The following is a 16,817-nucleotide window of genomic DNA, read 5'->3' as shown; positions in this document are numbered from 1 at the left end:
CCCTAATCCACGGATGTCACTATTAATTATTTTTTCTAGAACTATGTCACTATTTTCTCAAAATAACTTAACGCTCTATTGACAGTAAAAGATTCAAAGGATACTCTCGCAATACTGTATACATATACAGCTTTTTATTTGTAACGCATTGTATTCAATATTAAGAGGGATTTTATGAGCGAAGATACTTTAAATGTAGATGGTACTCCCGGTAAAAATACCGGCAGCAATAATAGTGGTCATGGCAATGGCACCGGTGGTGCCGGAAATTCGGGTTCAAAAGACCATGGAAGTAATTCAGGAACCCCTGCGCAAAATGCACAAGTAGCAGCGGTATTCAACGATCCAGCTGTAAGAAAAAAAATAGTAGCCCTTAGAAAAGGTGCTCTCTTGATGAACCCAAACGCTAAAGTGACAGTAACGGGACTCAGTGTTGACGGTACTATAACAGTGTCGATTGACGGGATTAATGCATACCAGGCTAGCACTTTGGGTCTGACTGGTTTAATTTCAATTACGACAAACGACGGCGTACCTTATACTTCTGGGAAAATTACCACAGGGCATAAACTTAGCGGTTCGAATTCTAATAGTAAAGACTTACCAGGTTCAGTTCTGGGTGGTCTGATTGACACCGCAGTTAATGAAGATAATAAAAACAATGCTCCTCCGACTCTTTCTGAACGTGTTAATAAATATTATCATGATAACCCTTCGCGTAAAGCTCTGACCAATTTATATAAGGAGACGCTTAAAACAGGGAAAATCCCTAAAGCGGCCAGAGGTAACCTTCTGACCAATCTTCAAAAGCTGCTTGATGAAGATAAAAAACTGGCTGCAGCAGCAGAACAAGCCAAAAGAGATGAAGCAGAAGTTTTGCAAAAAACAAGTGAAATCATCGCTGGTACAGGTGAAAAAATTAGTGCGCATGCGAGCGCACAATTCAAAACGCATGCAAATAAAATTGCAGCAGATTTGAAAAGTTTTCAGGGCAAGAAAATACGTAGCTTCAATGACGCAACAGCATCGCTGAATAAAATTGCCTCCAACCCAGGTTTGAAAATGAGTTCAGCTGATAAATCAGCGATCATCAACGCTCTCAAACAGGCTAACGCTCAGACGATGGCTGGCAACCTTAGCAACCTGAGCAAAGCGTTTAAAGGTGCAGACACCGTAATGTTAGCTGGCAAAGTTATTGATAAAACCCGAATTGGTTTTGAAACCAATAACTGGGGCCCCCTGGTTCTGGAGATTGAATCATGGGCTCTAAGTAGTTTGGCTACAGCGGTAGGACTCGGTGTTGTTGCCTATACTGCACCATTTATAGCCGCTACAGTTGGACTTCCTGTTTCGGCTGTTGCGGTTGTAGGTATTATTAGCGTTGGCATTATTGCATCGTTAATTGATGAAAATGTGGCAACAGCAATTAATAATGAACTTATAAAATCAGCTCACTAATTAAACAGGCGCATTAGCGCCTGTTTTTTACCTTTTGAAAATCAAAATTGCCGCATAAATAAAGCTGAGCAAGTAGCAGGTTAAAATATAGATTGCAGAAAACACTATACAATATAGTAAAGTCAATAACGTCTCGGTTTGAGACATCATGTGCAAAAATCTCTTTGACTCGGTCAGTTCCACATCATAGAAAAGCAGAAAATATGATACCACAATATAGAAAGCTAAAAATAACACAAGAACTTGAAATGTCTTTGCTTTACCGAGCGATGTATTTATTCTCAGCTTATCATATGTAAGCATAAAGAAAATAAAACTGAACACAGGTGCTAACTTACAATAAGAACTCATAATCTCACTGAGGAGAGGGCTTCCGATAGAAGTCATCCCTGGCAACGCTTCAGTTTTATTTGCTATAAAATTCAGAACAACTGAATCTGGTGACATCAAATTAGCATAAAACACAACCGGAAAAGGTATTAACGAGAATATTAATATCCAAAACATGTATTTAGTTGCTAAATGTTTATCTGAACTACCATCTAAAGTACTCAACCCTGCGCCTCCCATAGCTATTGAACTCCTGAAATTGATGAACTTTTGTTATCATACAGCATAGTACAGACAATGAAGACCTCTGAAATTTCAGTATAACTTATGTTTACTGCGGCCTAACATTACTTGCCGTATTGATGGCGTCCGGGACACCTGACTTATGCGATAGCGGTACATATGTGAAGCAAAAAAACGTTACTATCCTGACCGCTGACGTATTACACCAAAAAAAACGATTACCCTTCCCCCTTCTGTTTTAAAAGTTGAGTATTAAGAAGTTCTACTTTCTCCATCAATGCAAGGATCACTTCATGGTGGCGCTGTCTCCCAAACTGACCTTTATTCACCTTCGTCGTTAGTCATGGTGAGCACAGCCGCTCTCATTCTTTGGTTGTATAAAGAATCGGCAGGCATCTCGACGCGGACGGACAAAAACTGGTCATGAGGAATATCAACGGGATCGCCATTGCTGACACTCTGCAGCTCGTTACTGGCGAACGCTGGCGCGCCGGGGTGAGTACGATGATAGGTTTTTATCAACACAGAACCATCGGCGCTGACTTCGTAATCCAGCCAGATGAGCGGCTGCTTGTTGCGGTCGGTAGGGATGTCAAAACCGCCATCGATGCCGCCCCAGGCAGCATCAGAGTTTAGCCCCTCACACCCTTCTACCAGATATTCACCTATAGACAGACGGGTTACGGAGCATCCCTCTGATTCGTCGTTGGTCTGGTATGTGCCATCTGAAAACACTTTAATCACAGGAGATGCGGCTTTCAGTGTGCCATCACTAGCTTTGGTGGTATTTTCTGTGTGATAGAGTTCCCGCCAGGCGTTATACCCACCATTGTTCATAGAGCGAAAGAACATCCTCCCTGAAGCAGAGTAGGACCCGGCAATCTGAAACTTAAAAAGATTGTTATTGGTGCAGTTATACGCAATGACTCCCACGAACTGGCCATTACCGATGCCCCCCGGAGCGCCAACAAAATCACCATTCGATGCGTAAAAACCAGTTTTTAAATCAGCACTATTTCCATTTGCCAAATCAGGGATAGAAGCTGTATCGCCTCGAGCTGAACCAAGACCAAAATCGCCCATAGAAAGAATGTCTCCAGAACTGCTATAAGCGTTCCTCGTCGCACTACTTCCCAAACCGAGGTTTGTGCGAGCGTCTTCTTTGGTCGTTGCGCCGGTACCGCCGTCAGCAATCCCCAGCGCACCATTGCTTCCTTTCTGCAGTAACTTGCCGATCGCTGGAATGCTTACTGCCTTGCCGTTGATGGTGACAGTGATGCTCTGGTTTGCCGTGGTTGTGGCAAAAGTCTCCCACGCACCGATATTCTCGTCGTAGTCTTTGATGAGCTGAGACATCGCCTGCGCCAGGCCATCGACAGAGATATTGTCTGATACCAGAATGCCGTACTTCTGGCCGCTCAGCGCCGGGGAAGCAGCAGGCGTTACCGTCATGGACGTGGAGCTGTTTACTGCTGAAATCTGGAACATTTGGACCGGGTTAGATATGACGATAATCGTCTGGCCAGCGCGGACCTGGCTGGCGGGAGCCGTCCAGTTCGTGCCTGTGCCGGTGGCGGTATTTCCGTTAATAGCGATGGTGCCAGTGTTATAAAGCATATTTTCTCCAGGCAATAAAAAACCCCGCCAGAGCGAGGTTGTTATTCAAAATGGTTGGTTATTTGCAGGTAGTGTCAGTGAATGTGTTCGCACTTACCCAGCGCCAGTTGAAAGGGTATCCGGCTCGGTACTGCGTATGGTTGTTTTGTTTGCGAACGCCGTAAATTTGAACCGTATTTTCCTGACCGCCTACGATGGCTGTGCCGCTGCAAACTGGCTCCTGTTTCTCAAGTACGCCAGCGCAGCCAGACAGCATGACAGCCCCAGCCAGGCAGATGAGTAGCTTATTCATGTGATGGTATCCCAAGGTATTCATGAACTTAGACAATACCAACATGAAAGAGGCGGGTATAATTGATTAGATAGATCAATTATCTGTTATTGATCGCTCAAAACGATCAATCAGTCATAGGCCGCTGTATTTATCGCTGTTAATGAAATCCCGGTATTTGTACCGCCTCCCGGCGCCCCTGTCCCCGTTGAAGTCCCGCCTGCGTTTACCCTCGTATTTGTTCCATCGAACCTGCATGACGAATATGCATTGATTGTGTAAATGGTAGGAGGTTGGGTGGAGTTATTTACGATTATGGTCTGACCCAACTGAGCAGGAGCGACACCCCATGAACCGCTCAGTGTCTGATCAACATTGATACCGCCGTTTGCGCCGGGCGTGCCAACTGTCTGCAGGTCTGATAAAACGCGAGACTCATTTGTCAGCACAAGTTTTCCGGTGGCGTCCCAGATAGCCAGACCCCATTTCGGTAATGTCTGTGGGAATACGGCAAATACATATACTGTCAGGGTGAAACTCTGGTTATAGGGGTTAACCCCGCCAACATATATATTACCGCCATTCCTGTAAGACATAACAGGCGTGGGCTGTGCTGTATTGGTGGTTTTAATAAATACCATCGCAGGATAACTTGCGTTCAATGCAATATTCTGTGCAACCTGCTGAGAACTGCCATTAGCGGATGAATTAAAGGTGTACTTTCCGTAAAGACAAAAAGGCGTTGATTGTGGCGTTACAAAGGGATTCCCGTTATCCATTAATATCATTGCGCCAAATTCGGCCATTATGATTTCTCCATGAAAATGACCACCTCACACTTTGATGCCGGATAATTCCCCATACCTACAGCAGAGGCAGCTGTTACGGTAATAGTGTTCCCCGATGCTACAATGCGCCGACCTACGCTGCTCCCTCCTTCATCGAGTGAAAGAACAAAGCCGACTTTCATTCCGGAGGGAATCGTAAAAGACCAACTGCCGGATGTTTGCCCGGCAGCCAGTTGTATACGCCCAACAACGGAAACTGGCTTGATACCGTAGTTATTGGGTTTACCCGACGCATCCCATGTTTGTATACCCCATGACATCAAAACACCCCTGTGAGTTTGCCGATTTGCACGCGGAGAACGCCATTCGAGTCCCTGATACTGTCAGTGACGTTGGTCGATTTTCTTGCCCCCTGACCGTCGCTGCCGTAGTTTTCCCAGGTGCCACCCTTATCAAGTTTCCAGCCAGCGGAACCCGCCACGTAGTTATTTGACTGGATGTAATTACCAATCTTAGCGTTAGATATGGTCCCGTCCTGGATGAATGTATCTCGGATAAAAGTCTGGCCGTTCTGGATCACAAAGGGCAATGACACAGTGCTGCCAGCCTGCGTGGTTACAGCGAAACGATCTGCCAGGAAGATAACCTGCGACTGCATACCAGAAGGAGTGTTCTCTACGCCGATCCCCATCCCTGCAGCGTAATACTGCCCGTTAGCGGCCACGCCAACTTTGATGTTATACATCGCACTGATGTTGCCGTTAATGTCAGCCACCGCATTAGCGGTTTGCGTGATAGCAGCAGTCTGTCCATTCACCGTTACGGTCAGAGAATTGATTTTTGTTGCAGATGCCTGAGTGAAGTCAGCCAGGGTTTCGGTGAGATCGGTTGCGTTGGAAATATTGCCACCAGCAGATGCATCCAACGTAACAAGTGCACGTGCAACCGCCGAACTGGTATCCGCAATCGTTGTGTCAATGCGGTCGATGCTGGCGCTGTTTCCGGCATTGGTCACGGTTTGAGATCGACGCGAAGTGACCTGCGCCAGCCCGTTCTGGATTATGGCGATAGCGGAGTTCTTCACCCCTCCCGTCATGCCATCCATCGATACAGAAATCTCGTCGATCTTCACAGCTGCCTGAGCCAGACCATCAGCGTTTTCCTGAATGGCCAGCGCCTGCTGCTCAATGTTGTCGGCATTCTGTTTGATGTCCTCGGCCATGCCAGCAATTTTTTCGTTGCTGTCGACGGCGTTCTCGATCAGGTACTTAAACGTGTCCGATTCTTTGATATCCTCCAGGATGGCATCAGTGATGTCGGAAACATCGATGCTGGCCTGGCCCCGAACCCAGTCTGTGAACCCCGATTCGTTGCCGGTTCGGTCCACCAGCTGCGCCCGGTACCAGAAAATCTGTCCCGCCTTGAGGCCCATCTGTTGATATTTGCGCTGCGGGTAAGGCACATCAGCAAGCAGCATCGCATCATCTTCGGCCCCGGTCAGGCTGTACTGGATTTCCGTCTTCAGCGTATCGTCGGTATTTGCCGGGAATCCCCAGTTCAGCTCGACACCGAATACCACGTTTTCAGAAGCAATGAAGCCAACTGGCTTCGGCGGGTTTCCTACCTTGCCCGTCAGTGTTTTCTCTTCTGAATATCCCCAGCCTGATGAAATTTCCGCAGCATTGATGGCGCGCACGCGCACCAGGTAGCGCCCGGCGTAAATGCCCGGTACGTCAAAAGACGTGGTGGAGCTGCGCGGCACGTTCACCCAGTTCCCGTCGTTGCGGCGCCAATGCGCTTCATAGGCGATAGCATTCTGCGCCTGGTCCCAACTGACGCGCATTGTTTCAACGCTGATATTCTGCTGAACCATCGAGAAGGAGTTGATCACGATGTTTTCTGGCGGCGCCTGATTGCCCGGAGGAATAACACTTATCGGACGCTGGTCGATGATCGCCCCTGTATCAATGCGGGCGTATTTATCCGGATCGTGATTAGCTCCGGCGATGGTAAATGTCCCATCATCGTTGTCCGTCACACTAACTACACGGTATTGCTGCGAGTAAAGTTCATCACTCTCTAACAACCAGACAGCTTCAGCGTTTGGTGTTTCGCTATACGGCGTGGTGACAGTGACCGCTTTATCTGAAATCGCCTGGATAGTGCGTGACTGAGCAACACCGGAAGGCAGGTTAACGATTAGCCTGTCTCCTGCCGCGGCACCAGGAGCTCGATCAAGAGTGATAACCCGGCCATTTGCACTGGCGACTCTACCGCCCAAATCACGTCCGGAAAGGTTCCTGTCCGCCACAGCGATGACATATCCAGGTTGTGGAATATTGCCGTCCAACCCGACATTAAAGGTCACCACACGGTCTTTGTTATTGGTGAGAATGCCCCAGCGCCCTTTTCGGTTCGCCTCCGATTGTCTGGTGCAACCTATGGCCGTGAGTTCGAGCTGGTTGAAGCCATAGCGCGCCACCAGTGCCTGTTCAAAAACCGGCTCCATAGCATCAGCGTAGGCATTATCCGGATCGGACCATGAGACCAGCGCGTTTGTGTACCTGCTCTTGGTCGTGCTGCTGGAGTAGGTGAATTTACCGTCAACAACATTGGCGTGGGTGTAACTGAAATCGACATCACGCGGCATATCCGCGAGGCAGACAATCTGGTCATCACCCCAATAAGTCATACCGCGGAATATGGCCGCAAAATCTCGTAGCACGGTGTAGGCGTCGTTTCTGTCCTGAATGTAGACGTTGCAGGTATATCGCGGCTCGGTACCATTCCCGCCCTTGCCGTCTGGTACCTGCTGATCGCAGTACTGCGCAACCTGGTAAAGCGACCATTTGTCGATATTGGCCGCAGTGAGACGATTGCCTAAGCCGAAGCGGTCAGTGACCACCAGATCGTAAAAAATCCATGCAGGATTTTCCGTCCACGCCCACTTAAAGGTGCCCGTCCATGTTCCGCTGTAGGTTCGAGTCTCGGGATCGTAGGTATCGGGAACACGGATTACGCGTCCGCGAGGTTCGCAGGAAATCTGAGGGATGGAGCCGTTGAACTGGCTTGAGTCAAACTCGATATAGAGCAACGCCGTATTCGGGTAACGCAGTTTGGCGTCAATCACCTCAGTAAAGCTTTGAAGCGTCATTACATCGCCGACTTTCGCGCTATTTGCGTCAGCGGTTATCTTGCGCAGACGAAGCGTCCAGGTGCTGCCCGCCTGCGGTAAATCGATACGGTGGCTGCGCTCGTAACCGGAGGTCGTTTTCCCCGTAACGCTGGTATTGAGCACGGTCTGCCATGTGCCACCGTCGGTCTGCAGATCGATAGCATAATTGATGGAATAGCCAACGAGATCGCCGTCGTCCTCTTGCTTAAAAAGTGAGGGCCATTTCAGACGCAAGCGCACAGCCGACAACTGGGTATTAGTGAATGTACGCGTCCAGGCGGTTGCACTAGAAACCTCAGCCCCCACGCTAATTTCATTTTCGGTTCCGGGAATACCCTGGATGTATTTCTGAGCCTGCGTTCCCGGGCGGAACTCCCACGTAACGCCACTGAAGTTCTGCGATCCGTCGGCGTTCTCGAGCGCAGTACCATCCAGATAAATATCCTTCCCAGTGAGGTGACCAGCGAACTCTCCCTCTCCAAGCGCGATGAGGATTTTCGCCTTTGCTACAGACTGAAGATCGTCCGGTTGTTCGGTCGGGGTTCGTGAGCTGGAGCTGCCGCCTTTTCGGCCTTTAATCACAGTTGCTGTAACCATATTGCGCCCATAAAAAAAGCCACCCGAAGGTGGCCAGATTGAAAAGAGTGGCGTTACTGCTGATCTTCAACGTAGATGCCGGCAGATACAATGGCACCTCCAATGCGTCGCTTACCATAGAGAAGTGGTACCGGATTACCCTGTGCTGTGGTGTTGGTCACACCGCCAAATGCGTAGCTAGCTTGGTTATCTGCTGACTGCTTACTAGCAAGACCCGCCGTCTGCGGCGACATCATTTGTACTACGCCGCCGATCATCATCGCAGCACCGAACTTCGCTACCCCATAACCTGCCGCTGATAGCGTGCCAGCAGAAAAGTAACCAATCGCAACGCCGACGACGACCAATACCGCTCCGAGTATCGTCTGAAATGCGCCAGCTTTTTTGCTACCAATGATTACTGGCGCGATACGGATATCATCGCAGCCTTTATCCATATCGAGCTCGTCAGAAATTAGGTTGCGTTTCCCACTGAAAACAGCGTAAGTCAGGCCCCGCTGCTTACTGGTATTCAGAAAGCGCTCGAAGCCGGGAACAATCACGCAGAGTGCACGGATGGCCTCTTTGGGTGATGCGACTGAGAGCTTGTATTCACGGCCAAATGTAGCGCCGAGCACTCCATAAAGTCTAATGGTTCGTATTGGTTCTATTGTTAAAATAGACATAATAGGTCCATAAAAAATGGCGGCTAATAGCTTAATGTTGTTTAATAATTCGAAATCAGCTATTTACATACCATCAAAAAAACATATCTGAATGGGTAAAGCACAAGGAACTTTAGAATGGAAACGAACCCACTGGCCGGATTAGTATTCATTATCTGGCTTTTTACTTTCTTCCCTTGCTTCCGGATGGCTCAGAAAGCCGGTTTTGGCTGGGCTATGGCTATCTTCTTGTCGATGCCTGGTTTGCATTTCATAATGCTGTGGGTATTCGCGTTTATGAAATGGCCTAACCTTCCTAACAAGTAAAAAGTCGTCTTCGCAGACTACAAAATAGCGCTATACCTTAGAATTTTCATAGTACGGTCACGCCAATAACCTCCATAAGGCACACGCTGGCTGAGATGGCCGTACAGATGATGAAGTAGCATATTCCCTTCAAGCAAGATGCCGGCATGATTCCACTTATTGGCCTGTACCTGCATGATCACCATATCGCCAGCCTGCGGGGGACCAGCAAATTCGCGGAAACCACATTCATACCAGCATTCCTGATAGAAATTGTCCGAATAACTGTTCTCCCACCACGGATAATCCACACGATAGTCGGTCAACTCGATACCATGGATTTGGTCAAAATAGCTCATCACAAGCCCCCAACAGTCGTACACGCCCAGAACAAACGGACGCCCCACTAGCGGCAACTCACCACGCGGTTGAATGGTACACAGATCTCCTTCAGGCCAACTCACGATATGCCAGGGCAAAAGGGTCACATCACACTGTGCTTTATCCAACTCGCTTGGTTGAGTCGTAGCGTCAGGATGGCTATGAACTATGGCAATCACCGTTCCCCAATCTTCAGCTGCAGCGTAATCCTCAGGTGAAAGATGAAATTGCTCCATCGGCTCAGTCGATAAGTTACGACACGGGAAATAGCGCTCCACCCTGCTTTTCTGAGCGACTACTCCGCAGCTCTCGCGTGGGTACTCTGCAGCAGCATGAGCCATGATGGCGTTTATCGTTTTCTGACGCATGATTAGCTCCTGATAAGGGAAGTGCCCGGAAAACCACCGAAGGGCAATTCTTCATTCTCACCAAACCGCAACCTGCATGCGGTAAGCGTGCCATTGCAGACATCAAGCGACGGATCGTCTACCGGATTATTGTTCAGGTCGAAGTAACTGGTGCCGGCGTAATCGCACCCCTCACCTGAGCGATACTGGTTGCGAATACACCATGTGCATAGCGAGTGGAGTTGACGCGTCGGTATCATTAATCCCTGAAGATCCATAGGGCTAGTGAGAATAAACTCGACGCTCTCCCCCGCCAGTTCGTTGTTCTTACCATCGATGTAGAAAACGCGCTTTCTGACCTGGTGTGGATCAGCAGTCGCATTACCTTCAGGAAAGTTTTTGGCATCCAGATAATGCGCGAAGGTGTCGTGAATAGTCACTTTGGCCTGCAACATATCGTCGTACGCAAGACAGAGTGCAGTGATCAAACTGTCGATGTTGGCCACTGTAAGGGTTGGTTGCGCCCCGCTGCCGTTGGTTGATGCTTCAAGCCCTTCGAGCTGGTATGGCCAGGCGGCATATTCTTTTCCCTGCCACCAGATACTCTTTGCTGCAAGTTTCGTTTCATCCCCACCAGCAGCGGCAATTTCATCAGCTGCATGGGGCAAGTTGTAGGCATGAAAACGCAGTACGTCATCGACACCAAAAGTGGAGCCATCAACCTCAATGAGGCGAATCTTATTGCCCGGTTCGAGTCGCTGGTAATCTTCTGTGATCATGGAGCGTATGCCTGGTTGAAAGTAGCGGTTATGGTCATTACTTTGCTGGAGAGGGGCTGCGCTTTCACTGAATCTGCCTCAACGCGGTAAAGTCCTGCCTCGCCAATTGGTGATGTCCAGATAAACGATTTTGTGATGTGCGAACGGCAGAAATTCAGAGCGGTAAGCATCTCTGCTTTTTTACCCGTGAGGGTAGGCCAGATCCGATGGGCAACGCACCGTCAGAACTGTTAACGCCTTCATGGGGCAATTATGCAGAATGCTCAGCTTCGCTCACCAGAGTAACTACATCCAGCACAAGCCATTTGAGAATATAAAGAGTCTGAAGACATCCGAACTTGACCCAGACCCATTGCTGAAAGAAGAATTTCAGGAGCTATCTAAGCACTGGCAGGGTCAGCATTTAAACCTTTGGACGTTTGCCGTCTATTCCGGCTTACGTCATGGTGAATTGACCGGTCTGGCCTGGGAGGATGTCGATCTGAAAAATGGCGAGGTCCATGTTAAGCGTACAATGACGCTCACAAAGAAGTTTGGTCAACCGAAGACAAACGCCGGTGTGAGGACAGTAAAGCTGCTAAAACCTGCTCTGGAAGCGTTAACGAGGCAATTCGAGCTTACTGGCAAAAAGGTGCCCGCAGAGATCGACTTTTACCACCGCGAACGTGGGAAAATTGAAAAGCAAAGCCTGAGATTCTGCTTCGTGCCCAACCATGATGAAGGGGAAATGAGCAGGCATTATTCTCAGAGCACGATTAACCTGACATGGCCGGGCGCCATGAGAAAATCAGGCGTAAGGTATCGTAGTCCCTACCACACCCGGCATACATATGCCTGCTGGTTACTATCAGCTGGTGCAAATCCATCGTTCATTGCCAGCCAGATGGGGCATAAAAATGCTCGCATGGTTTACACCGTATATTCAAAATGGATCGTGCGGATGAACGATGATCAGATAGACATGTTAAACGGGAAAATTTAACTGAGTGCCCCCACTGTGCCCCTGACGTTATGCCAATTTGAATAATATTCCATTATTACAAAGACTTCAGCGACTCGCCTTTAATAGTAGCCAGATAAATACGGGCGCGCCCAGTGTTGCGGTCACGACCCCAATCGGCAGCTCGGCGGCACTCATGGCCAGGCGGGCAATAATATCGGCAATCAGCAGCGTTGCCGCGCCTGCAATGGCGGCGGCAGGCAATAAAGTACGGTGATCGGTAATCCCGCCGAGGCGCAGCATATGGGGAATCACCAGGCCAATAAAACCTATGGCCCCGGCCAGCGCGACGCTGACGCCAACCATCCAGCCGATAGCGACCACCAGCACATTGCGCCACAGGCCGATCGACAGGCCCAGTTGGCGGGCAGAGATCTCACCCAGCGCCAGCATGTTTAGCGGTTTCGCCTGGAAAGCGGCCCACAGGATCGCCGGAATCAGTAGCGCCATCAGCCAGCCTTGTCGCCAGTCCACGCCGCCAAAACCGCCCATCATCCAGTACATCAGCTGGCGCAGGTCGAATGAGGTGGAGAAATAGACCGCCCAGGTCATCAAGGCGCTGCAGATAATCCCCAGCGCGACGCCGGCCAGCAGCAGACGGCTGGTCGATAAATGCCGTCTGGCGAAGCGCAGTAAAATCACGGTGATAAGCAGCGCACCGGCGATGGCGCTAAGGCTCACACCCCAGCCAGAAAGACTTCCACTGCCCAGCATCGTCGCGGCGATAAGGCCGACGCCTGCGCCATTGGAGACGCCGAGCAGCCCCGGTTCCGCCAGTGGGTTTTCAAATAATGCCTGCATGATGGTGCCACACAGCGCCAGCGCCGCACCGACCAGCACGACGGCTACCGTACGCGGCAGGCGAATTTGCCAGACAAACAGTTTGCCCTGATCGCTCAACCAGTTTTCTGGCCCGATCCACTGCTCTCCGGCACACAGACTCACGGCAAAAATGGCGAGCAGAATTGTCATCAGTGCCAGCAGCCAGCGCAGATCGGAACGGTGTTGTTGACGGGCAAAATCGAGCATGGGTTCGGTTTTCGTGTGAGTGATGGTATTGATTTTACGGTGGGTATGCCTTCGCGCAAAGAAAAAAGGCCGCGATTGCGGCCTTTTTGGGTTAGTTCATATTACTCTGCTTTGGGCGTTGCGTTTTCGACACGGCTTTTTAACTTCTGGCCGGGTCTGAAGGTCACCACGCGGCGGGCTGTAATGGGAATATCTTCCCCCGTCTTCGGGTTACGACCCGGACGTTGGTTTTTGTCTCGCAAATCAAAATTGCCAAAACCGGAGAGTTTTACCTGCTCACCATTTTCCAGAGCACGACGGATCTCTTCGAAAAATAGCTCTACCAGCTCTTTGGCATCCCGTTTGCTAAGCCCAAGCTTATCAAACAGATATTCTGACATTTCAGCTTTTGTAAGCGCCATAGGTTCAATCCCTCAATGATGCCTGGAATCGCTCTTTTAATGCCTCTACACATCTGGCAACGGTAGCGGCAATCTCCTCTTCTTCGAGTGTACGGCTGGTATCCTGAAGGATAAGGCTAATAGCGAGGCTCTTAGAACCTTCTGCTACGCCCTTGCCGCGGTACACGTCAAATAAGTTTACGCCAACTACCTGATTTACGCCAACTTTCTTACATTCGGCCAAAATATCTGCTGCGGGCACATTTTCAGCGACCACAACGGCGATATCGCGGCGGTTCGCCGGGAAGCGCGAAACGTCCTGAGCCTGAGGAACCACGCGGTCTGCGACCTTGTTCCACTCCAGCTCAAACACCATGGTGCGGCCATTCAAGTCCAGTTTGCGTTCCAGCTCAGGATGAACAACACCAACGAAACCAACGCGTTCACCGTGTAAATAAATGGCAGCGCTCTGGCCCGGATGCAGGGCTGGAATGGCTTCTGCGCGGAACTCAATTTCAGAAAGTTTACCGGTCAGTTCGAGAACTGACTCCAGATCGCCTTTCACATCGTAGTAATCAACGCTGTTTTTGGTCAGATCCCAGTGCTCATCATAGCGGTTGCCGCAGATAGCACCCGCCAGCATCAGATCCTGACGGATACCGAGATTTGCCTGGGTATCAGGCACAAAGCGCAGACCGGTTTCGAAGATGCGCACGCGGCTCTGTTGACGATTCTGGTTATAAACGATGGTGCCAAGCAGACCGGTCCACAGGGAGAGGCGCATCGCGGACATTTCGCTGGAGATCGGGCTTGGCAGGATCAGGGCTTCCTGACCTGGGTGGATCAGCTGCTGCAGTTTCGGATCCACGAAGCTGTAGGTGATCACTTCCTGATAGCCTTTGTCATTCAGCATGGTTTTCACACGCTTCAGGGACAGGTTGGCTTCGCGATGGGTGCCCATCATCAGGCCGGCCTGTACAGGCTCGTCAGGGATGTTGTTGTAGCCGTAAATACGAGCCACTTCTTCCACCAGGTCTTCTTCGATTTCCATATCGAAACGCCAGCTTGGTGCAACGGCCTGCCACTGGTCCTGGCCTTCGGTAACCTCACAGCCCAGACGGCGCAGGATATCGCTCACCTGCGCATCCGCAATGTGATGGCCAATCAAACGATCCAGCTTGCTACGACGCAGCGTGATAGTCGCACGCTGAGGCAGCGCAGACTCATTGGTCACATCAATCACTGGACCTGCTTCGCCGCCGCAGATATCGATCAGCAGGCGAGTGGCACGTTCCATCGCTTTGTACTGCAGTGCCGGATCAACACCCCGCTCGTAGCGGTGAGAGGCGTCCGTATGCAGACCGTGGCGACGCGCGCGGCCGGTAATGGACAGCGGGCTGAAGAATGCACACTCCAGCAGAACATTTTGCGTGTCGTCGTTAACGCCTGAGTGCTCGCCACCGAAGATGCCGCCCATGGCCAGCGCTTTGGTGTGGTCGGCAATGACCAGCGTATCGGCATTCAGTTTGGCTTCGCTGCCGTCCAGCAGAACCAGCGTTTCACCCTCTTTCGCCATACGCACGACGATCCCGCCTTCGATACGATCTTTATCGAATGCGTGCATCGGCTGGCCGAGTTCAAGCAGAACGTAGTTGGTCACGTCAACCACCGCATCGATAGAACGAATTCCGCAGCGACGCAGTTTTTCTTTCATCCACAGTGGCGTTGGCGCTTTGACGTTGATGCCTTTAACCACACGGCCAAGGTAGCGCGGACAGGCGTCAGCGGCTTCGACCTGAATCGGCAGCGTGTCGGTAATGGTTGCCGCAACGGGTGCGATGTCCGGCACGTTCAGTTCGGTCTGGTTCAGCACCGCAACGTCGCGCGCCACGCCGATAATCCCTAAGCAATCGGCACGGTTTGGCGTCACGCTGATTTCGATGGTGTTGTCATCCAGCTTCAGGTATTCGCGGATGTCAGTGCCAATCGGCGCATCAACAGGCAGTTCGATAATGCCGTTGTGATCGTCGGAAATACCCAGCTCGGAGAACGAGCACAGCATGCCTTCTGACGGCTCGCCGCGCAGTTTGGCGGCTTTAATTTTGAAATCGCCCGGCAGAACCGCGCCGACAGTGGCGACAGCCACTTTCAGACCTTGTCGGCAGTTTGGTGCGCCGCAGACGATATCCAGCAGACGCTCGCCGCCAACGTTCACTTTTGTCACGCGCAGTTTGTCGGCGTTCGGGTGCTGGCCGCACTCGACCACTTCACCGACAACCACGCCGTTGAATGCACCGGAAACTGGCTCAACGCCGTCCACTTCAAGGCCAGCCATGGTGATTTGGTTAGAGAGCGCTTCGCTGTCGAGCGTGGTGTTCACCCATTCGCGTAACCACAGTTCACTGAATTTCATTGTTCTGTCCTGCCCTTATTTAAACTGTTTGAGGAAACGCAGATCGTTTTCGAAGAATGCGCGCAAATCGGTCACGCCGTAACGCAGCATGGTCAGACGCTCCATGCCCATGCCGAAGGCGAAGCCGGAATAGACTTCCGGATCGATACCCACGTTACGCAGGACGTTTGGATGCACCATGCCGCAGCCAAGCACTTCGAGCCATTTGCCGTTTTTCCCCATCACGTCCACTTCCGCTGAAGGTTCGGTGAACGGGAAGTAGGACGGACGGAAACGAATCTGCAGATCTTCTTCAAAGAAGTTACGCAGGAAGTCGTGCAGCGTGCCTTTCAGGTTGGTAAAGCTGATGTTCTTATCAACGATCAAGCCTTCCATCTGATGGAACATCGGGGTGTGCGTCTGGTCGTAATCGTTACGATAGACGCGGCCCGGCGCGATGATGCGGATCGGCGGCTCTTGCTCTTTCATCGTGCGGATCTGCACGCCAGAGGTCTGGGTGCGCAGCAGACGGGTGGCATCAAACCAGAAAGTGTCGTGGTCAGCGCGTGCCGGATGATGGCCAGGAATGTTCAGGGCATCGAAGTTATGGTAGTCATCTTCGATTTCCGGGCCAGTCGCCACGGTAAAGCCGAGCTCACCGAAGAAACTTTCAATGCGGTCGATGGTGCGCGTGACCGGGTGCAGACCGCCATTCTCAATGCGACGACCCGGCAGGGAGACGTCAATGGTTTCTTCGGCCAGACGGGCATTCAGCGCGGCGCTTTCTAAATCGTATTTGCGCGCATTCAGTGCCTGTTGAACCTGCTCTTTGGCTTCGTTAATCACCGCACCCGCTGCCGGGCGCTCTTCTGGCGGCAATTCACGCAGGGTGGTCATTTGCAGGGTCAGATGCCCTTTCTTGCCCAGATATTCGACGCGGACATTGTCTAATGCGGCAACATCTGAGGCCTGATTAATGGCTGCCGTTGCACTGGCAACCAGCTCTGCGAGATGTGACATGGTTTTCCTCGTTATGTGGCGATATTCATAAGCGGTAGAAACAAAAAAAGCCTCCATCAG

The 16,817-nt window shown here is 50.8% G+C and carries 17 protein-coding genes and 1 other annotated feature (1 of these 18 cut by a window edge); of the genes, 3 read left to right on the top strand and 14 right to left on the bottom strand.

The genetic code is table 11. The annotated features are described in order from the left end of the window. Positions 1–174: 174 nt before the first annotated feature. Positions 175–1,458 carry a colicin-like pore-forming protein gene (locus ACB496_RS08815; RefSeq protein WP_371974994.1) on the top strand — a complete coding sequence of 428 codons (1,284 nt, stop codon included), beginning with the start codon at positions 175–177 and terminating at the stop codon, positions 1,456–1,458. A 27-nt stretch (positions 1,459–1,485) separates the two neighbouring features. Here ACB496_RS08815 and cui read toward each other — a convergent pair whose 3' ends face one another. The 7 genes from cui to ACB496_RS08780 all read right to left on the bottom strand — a co-directional run bounded on the left by cui (position 1,486) and on the right by ACB496_RS08780 (position 9,144). After that, positions 1,486–1,845, bottom strand: coding sequence for a colicin immunity protein Cui (gene cui / locus ACB496_RS08810; protein ID WP_371975219.1), 360 nt, complete (start codon positions 1,843–1,845; stop codon positions 1,486–1,488). Between the two features lie 507 nt (positions 1,846–2,352). Further along, on the bottom strand, positions 2,353–3,648 hold the full coding sequence (locus tag ACB496_RS08805; protein ID WP_371974993.1) for a phage tail protein: 1,296 nt from the start codon (positions 3,646–3,648) through the stop codon (positions 2,353–2,355). A 58-nt stretch (positions 3,649–3,706) separates the two neighbouring features. Further along, the gene (locus ACB496_RS08800; RefSeq protein WP_371974992.1) at positions 3,707–3,940 is read right to left on the bottom strand and encodes a cor protein; all 234 of its coding nucleotides are present in this window, start codon (positions 3,938–3,940) and stop codon (positions 3,707–3,709) included. Between the two features lie 110 nt (positions 3,941–4,050). Next, a complete protein-coding gene (locus ACB496_RS08795) occupies positions 4,051–4,725 on the bottom strand; it encodes a hypothetical protein (protein WP_371974991.1) in 675 nt (224 codons plus the stop codon). Continuing rightward, a complete protein-coding gene (locus ACB496_RS08790) occupies positions 4,725–5,027 on the bottom strand; it encodes a hypothetical protein (RefSeq protein WP_371974990.1) in 303 nt (100 codons plus the stop codon). Before ACB496_RS08790 ends, ACB496_RS08795 begins: the two co-directional genes overlap by 1 nt. Continuing rightward, positions 5,027–8,479 (bottom strand): host specificity protein J, encoded by a 3,453-nt coding sequence (locus tag ACB496_RS08785; protein ID WP_371974989.1) that lies wholly within the window; start codon positions 8,477–8,479, stop codon positions 5,027–5,029. Before ACB496_RS08785 ends, ACB496_RS08790 begins: the two co-directional genes overlap by 1 nt. A gap of 53 nt (positions 8,480–8,532) precedes the next feature. Beyond that, on the bottom strand, positions 8,533–9,144 hold the full coding sequence (locus ACB496_RS08780; RefSeq protein WP_371974988.1) for a tail assembly protein: 612 nt from the start codon (positions 9,142–9,144) through the stop codon (positions 8,533–8,535). A gap of 117 nt (positions 9,145–9,261) precedes the next feature. Here ACB496_RS08780 and ACB496_RS08775 point away from each other — a divergent pair, with 117 nt between their 5' ends. Continuing rightward, complete coding sequence (locus tag ACB496_RS08775) at positions 9,262–9,450, top strand: hypothetical protein (protein ID WP_064326452.1); 189 nt, start codon at positions 9,262–9,264, stop codon at positions 9,448–9,450. A 17-nt stretch (positions 9,451–9,467) separates the two neighbouring features. Here ACB496_RS08775 and ACB496_RS08770 read toward each other — a convergent pair whose 3' ends face one another. Genes ACB496_RS08770 through ACB496_RS08760 form a run of 3 tightly spaced genes read right to left on the bottom strand, consistent with a single transcriptional unit; the run spans position 9,468 to position 11,106 of the window. Further along, the gene (locus tag ACB496_RS08770) at positions 9,468–10,178 is read right to left on the bottom strand and encodes a C40 family peptidase (protein ID WP_371974987.1); all 711 of its coding nucleotides are present in this window, start codon (positions 10,176–10,178) and stop codon (positions 9,468–9,470) included. A 2-nt stretch (positions 10,179–10,180) separates the two neighbouring features. After that, positions 10,181–10,936, bottom strand: coding sequence for a phage minor tail protein L (locus tag ACB496_RS08765; protein ID WP_371974986.1), 756 nt, complete (start codon positions 10,934–10,936; stop codon positions 10,181–10,183). Continuing rightward, entirely contained in the window at positions 10,933–11,106 is a 174-nt protein-coding gene (locus tag ACB496_RS08760; RefSeq protein WP_371974985.1) for a hypothetical protein, read from the bottom strand. Before ACB496_RS08760 ends, ACB496_RS08765 begins: the two co-directional genes overlap by 4 nt. An 89-nt stretch (positions 11,107–11,195) precedes the next feature. Between ACB496_RS08760 and ACB496_RS08755 the strand changes: the two genes are divergently transcribed. Further along, a complete protein-coding gene (locus tag ACB496_RS08755; RefSeq protein WP_371974984.1) occupies positions 11,196–11,918 on the top strand; it encodes a site-specific integrase in 723 nt (240 codons plus the stop codon). A gap of 66 nt (positions 11,919–11,984) precedes the next feature. On the opposite strand, the gene btuC is transcribed toward ACB496_RS08755, so the two are convergent. The 4 genes from btuC to pheS form a co-directional block, all read right to left on the bottom strand. Continuing rightward, positions 11,985–12,965 carry a vitamin B12 ABC transporter permease BtuC gene (btuC, locus tag ACB496_RS08750; protein ID WP_371974983.1) on the bottom strand — a complete coding sequence of 327 codons (981 nt, stop codon included), beginning with the start codon at positions 12,963–12,965 and terminating at the stop codon, positions 11,985–11,987. A 101-nt stretch (positions 12,966–13,066) separates the two neighbouring features. Next, a complete protein-coding gene (gene ihfA / locus ACB496_RS08745) occupies positions 13,067–13,366 on the bottom strand; it encodes an integration host factor subunit alpha (protein WP_003857805.1) in 300 nt (99 codons plus the stop codon). A 4-nt stretch (positions 13,367–13,370) separates the two neighbouring features. Continuing rightward, positions 13,371–15,758 (bottom strand): phenylalanine--tRNA ligase subunit beta, encoded by a 2,388-nt coding sequence (gene pheT, locus ACB496_RS08740; RefSeq protein WP_371974982.1) that lies wholly within the window; start codon positions 15,756–15,758, stop codon positions 13,371–13,373. Positions 15,759–15,773: 15 nt separating this feature from the next. Continuing rightward, the gene (pheS, locus tag ACB496_RS08735) at positions 15,774–16,757 is read right to left on the bottom strand and encodes a phenylalanine--tRNA ligase subunit alpha (RefSeq protein WP_100780476.1); all 984 of its coding nucleotides are present in this window, start codon (positions 16,755–16,757) and stop codon (positions 15,774–15,776) included. Between the two features lie 40 nt (positions 16,758–16,797). Continuing rightward, positions 16,798–16,817: a sequence feature (Phe leader region), on the bottom strand; it runs 104 nt beyond the window's last position.

Source organism: Lelliottia nimipressuralis, assembly GCF_041464075.1.
GTDB classification, from domain to species: domain Bacteria; phylum Pseudomonadota; class Gammaproteobacteria; order Enterobacterales; family Enterobacteriaceae; genus Enterobacter; species Enterobacter nimipressuralis.
Note: the sequence above shows the minus strand (reverse complement) of the source record. Positions and strands in the feature narration are given on the sequence as shown.

Bases quoted from the DNA above. Each gene is read 5' to 3' on its own strand.
- ACB496_RS08815 (WP_371974994.1), top strand. From the start codon at position 175: ATGAGCGAAGATACTTTAAATGTAGATGGTACTCCCGGTAAAAATACC.
- cui (WP_371975219.1), bottom strand. From the start codon at position 1,845: ATGACTTCTATCGGAAGCCCTCTCCTCAGTGAGATTATGAGTTCTTAT.
- ACB496_RS08805 (WP_371974993.1), bottom strand. From the start codon at position 3,648: ATGCTTTATAACACTGGCACCATCGCTATTAACGGAAATACCGCCACC.
- ACB496_RS08800 (WP_371974992.1), bottom strand. From the start codon at position 3,940: ATGAATAAGCTACTCATCTGCCTGGCTGGGGCTGTCATGCTGTCTGGC.
- ACB496_RS08795 (WP_371974991.1), bottom strand. From the start codon at position 4,725: ATGGCCGAATTTGGCGCAATGATATTAATGGATAACGGGAATCCCTTT.
- ACB496_RS08790 (WP_371974990.1), bottom strand. From the start codon at position 5,027: ATGTCATGGGGTATACAAACATGGGATGCGTCGGGTAAACCCAATAAC.
- ACB496_RS08785 (WP_371974989.1), bottom strand. From the start codon at position 8,479: ATGGTTACAGCAACTGTGATTAAAGGCCGAAAAGGCGGCAGCTCCAGC.
- ACB496_RS08780 (WP_371974988.1), bottom strand. From the start codon at position 9,144: ATGTCTATTTTAACAATAGAACCAATACGAACCATTAGACTTTATGGA.
- ACB496_RS08775 (WP_064326452.1), top strand. From the start codon at position 9,262: ATGGAAACGAACCCACTGGCCGGATTAGTATTCATTATCTGGCTTTTT.
- ACB496_RS08770 (WP_371974987.1), bottom strand. From the start codon at position 10,178: ATGCGTCAGAAAACGATAAACGCCATCATGGCTCATGCTGCTGCAGAG.
- ACB496_RS08765 (WP_371974986.1), bottom strand. From the start codon at position 10,936: ATGATCACAGAAGATTACCAGCGACTCGAACCGGGCAATAAGATTCGC.
- ACB496_RS08760 (WP_371974985.1), bottom strand. From the start codon at position 11,106: ATGCTTACCGCTCTGAATTTCTGCCGTTCGCACATCACAAAATCGTTT.
- ACB496_RS08755 (WP_371974984.1), top strand. From the start codon at position 11,196: ATGCTCAGCTTCGCTCACCAGAGTAACTACATCCAGCACAAGCCATTT.
- btuC (WP_371974983.1), bottom strand. From the start codon at position 12,965: ATGCTCGATTTTGCCCGTCAACAACACCGTTCCGATCTGCGCTGGCTG.
- ihfA (WP_003857805.1), bottom strand. From the start codon at position 13,366: ATGGCGCTTACAAAAGCTGAAATGTCAGAATATCTGTTTGATAAGCTT.
- pheT (WP_371974982.1), bottom strand. From the start codon at position 15,758: ATGAAATTCAGTGAACTGTGGTTACGCGAATGGGTGAACACCACGCTC.
- pheS (WP_100780476.1), bottom strand. From the start codon at position 16,757: ATGTCACATCTCGCAGAGCTGGTTGCCAGTGCAACGGCAGCCATTAAT.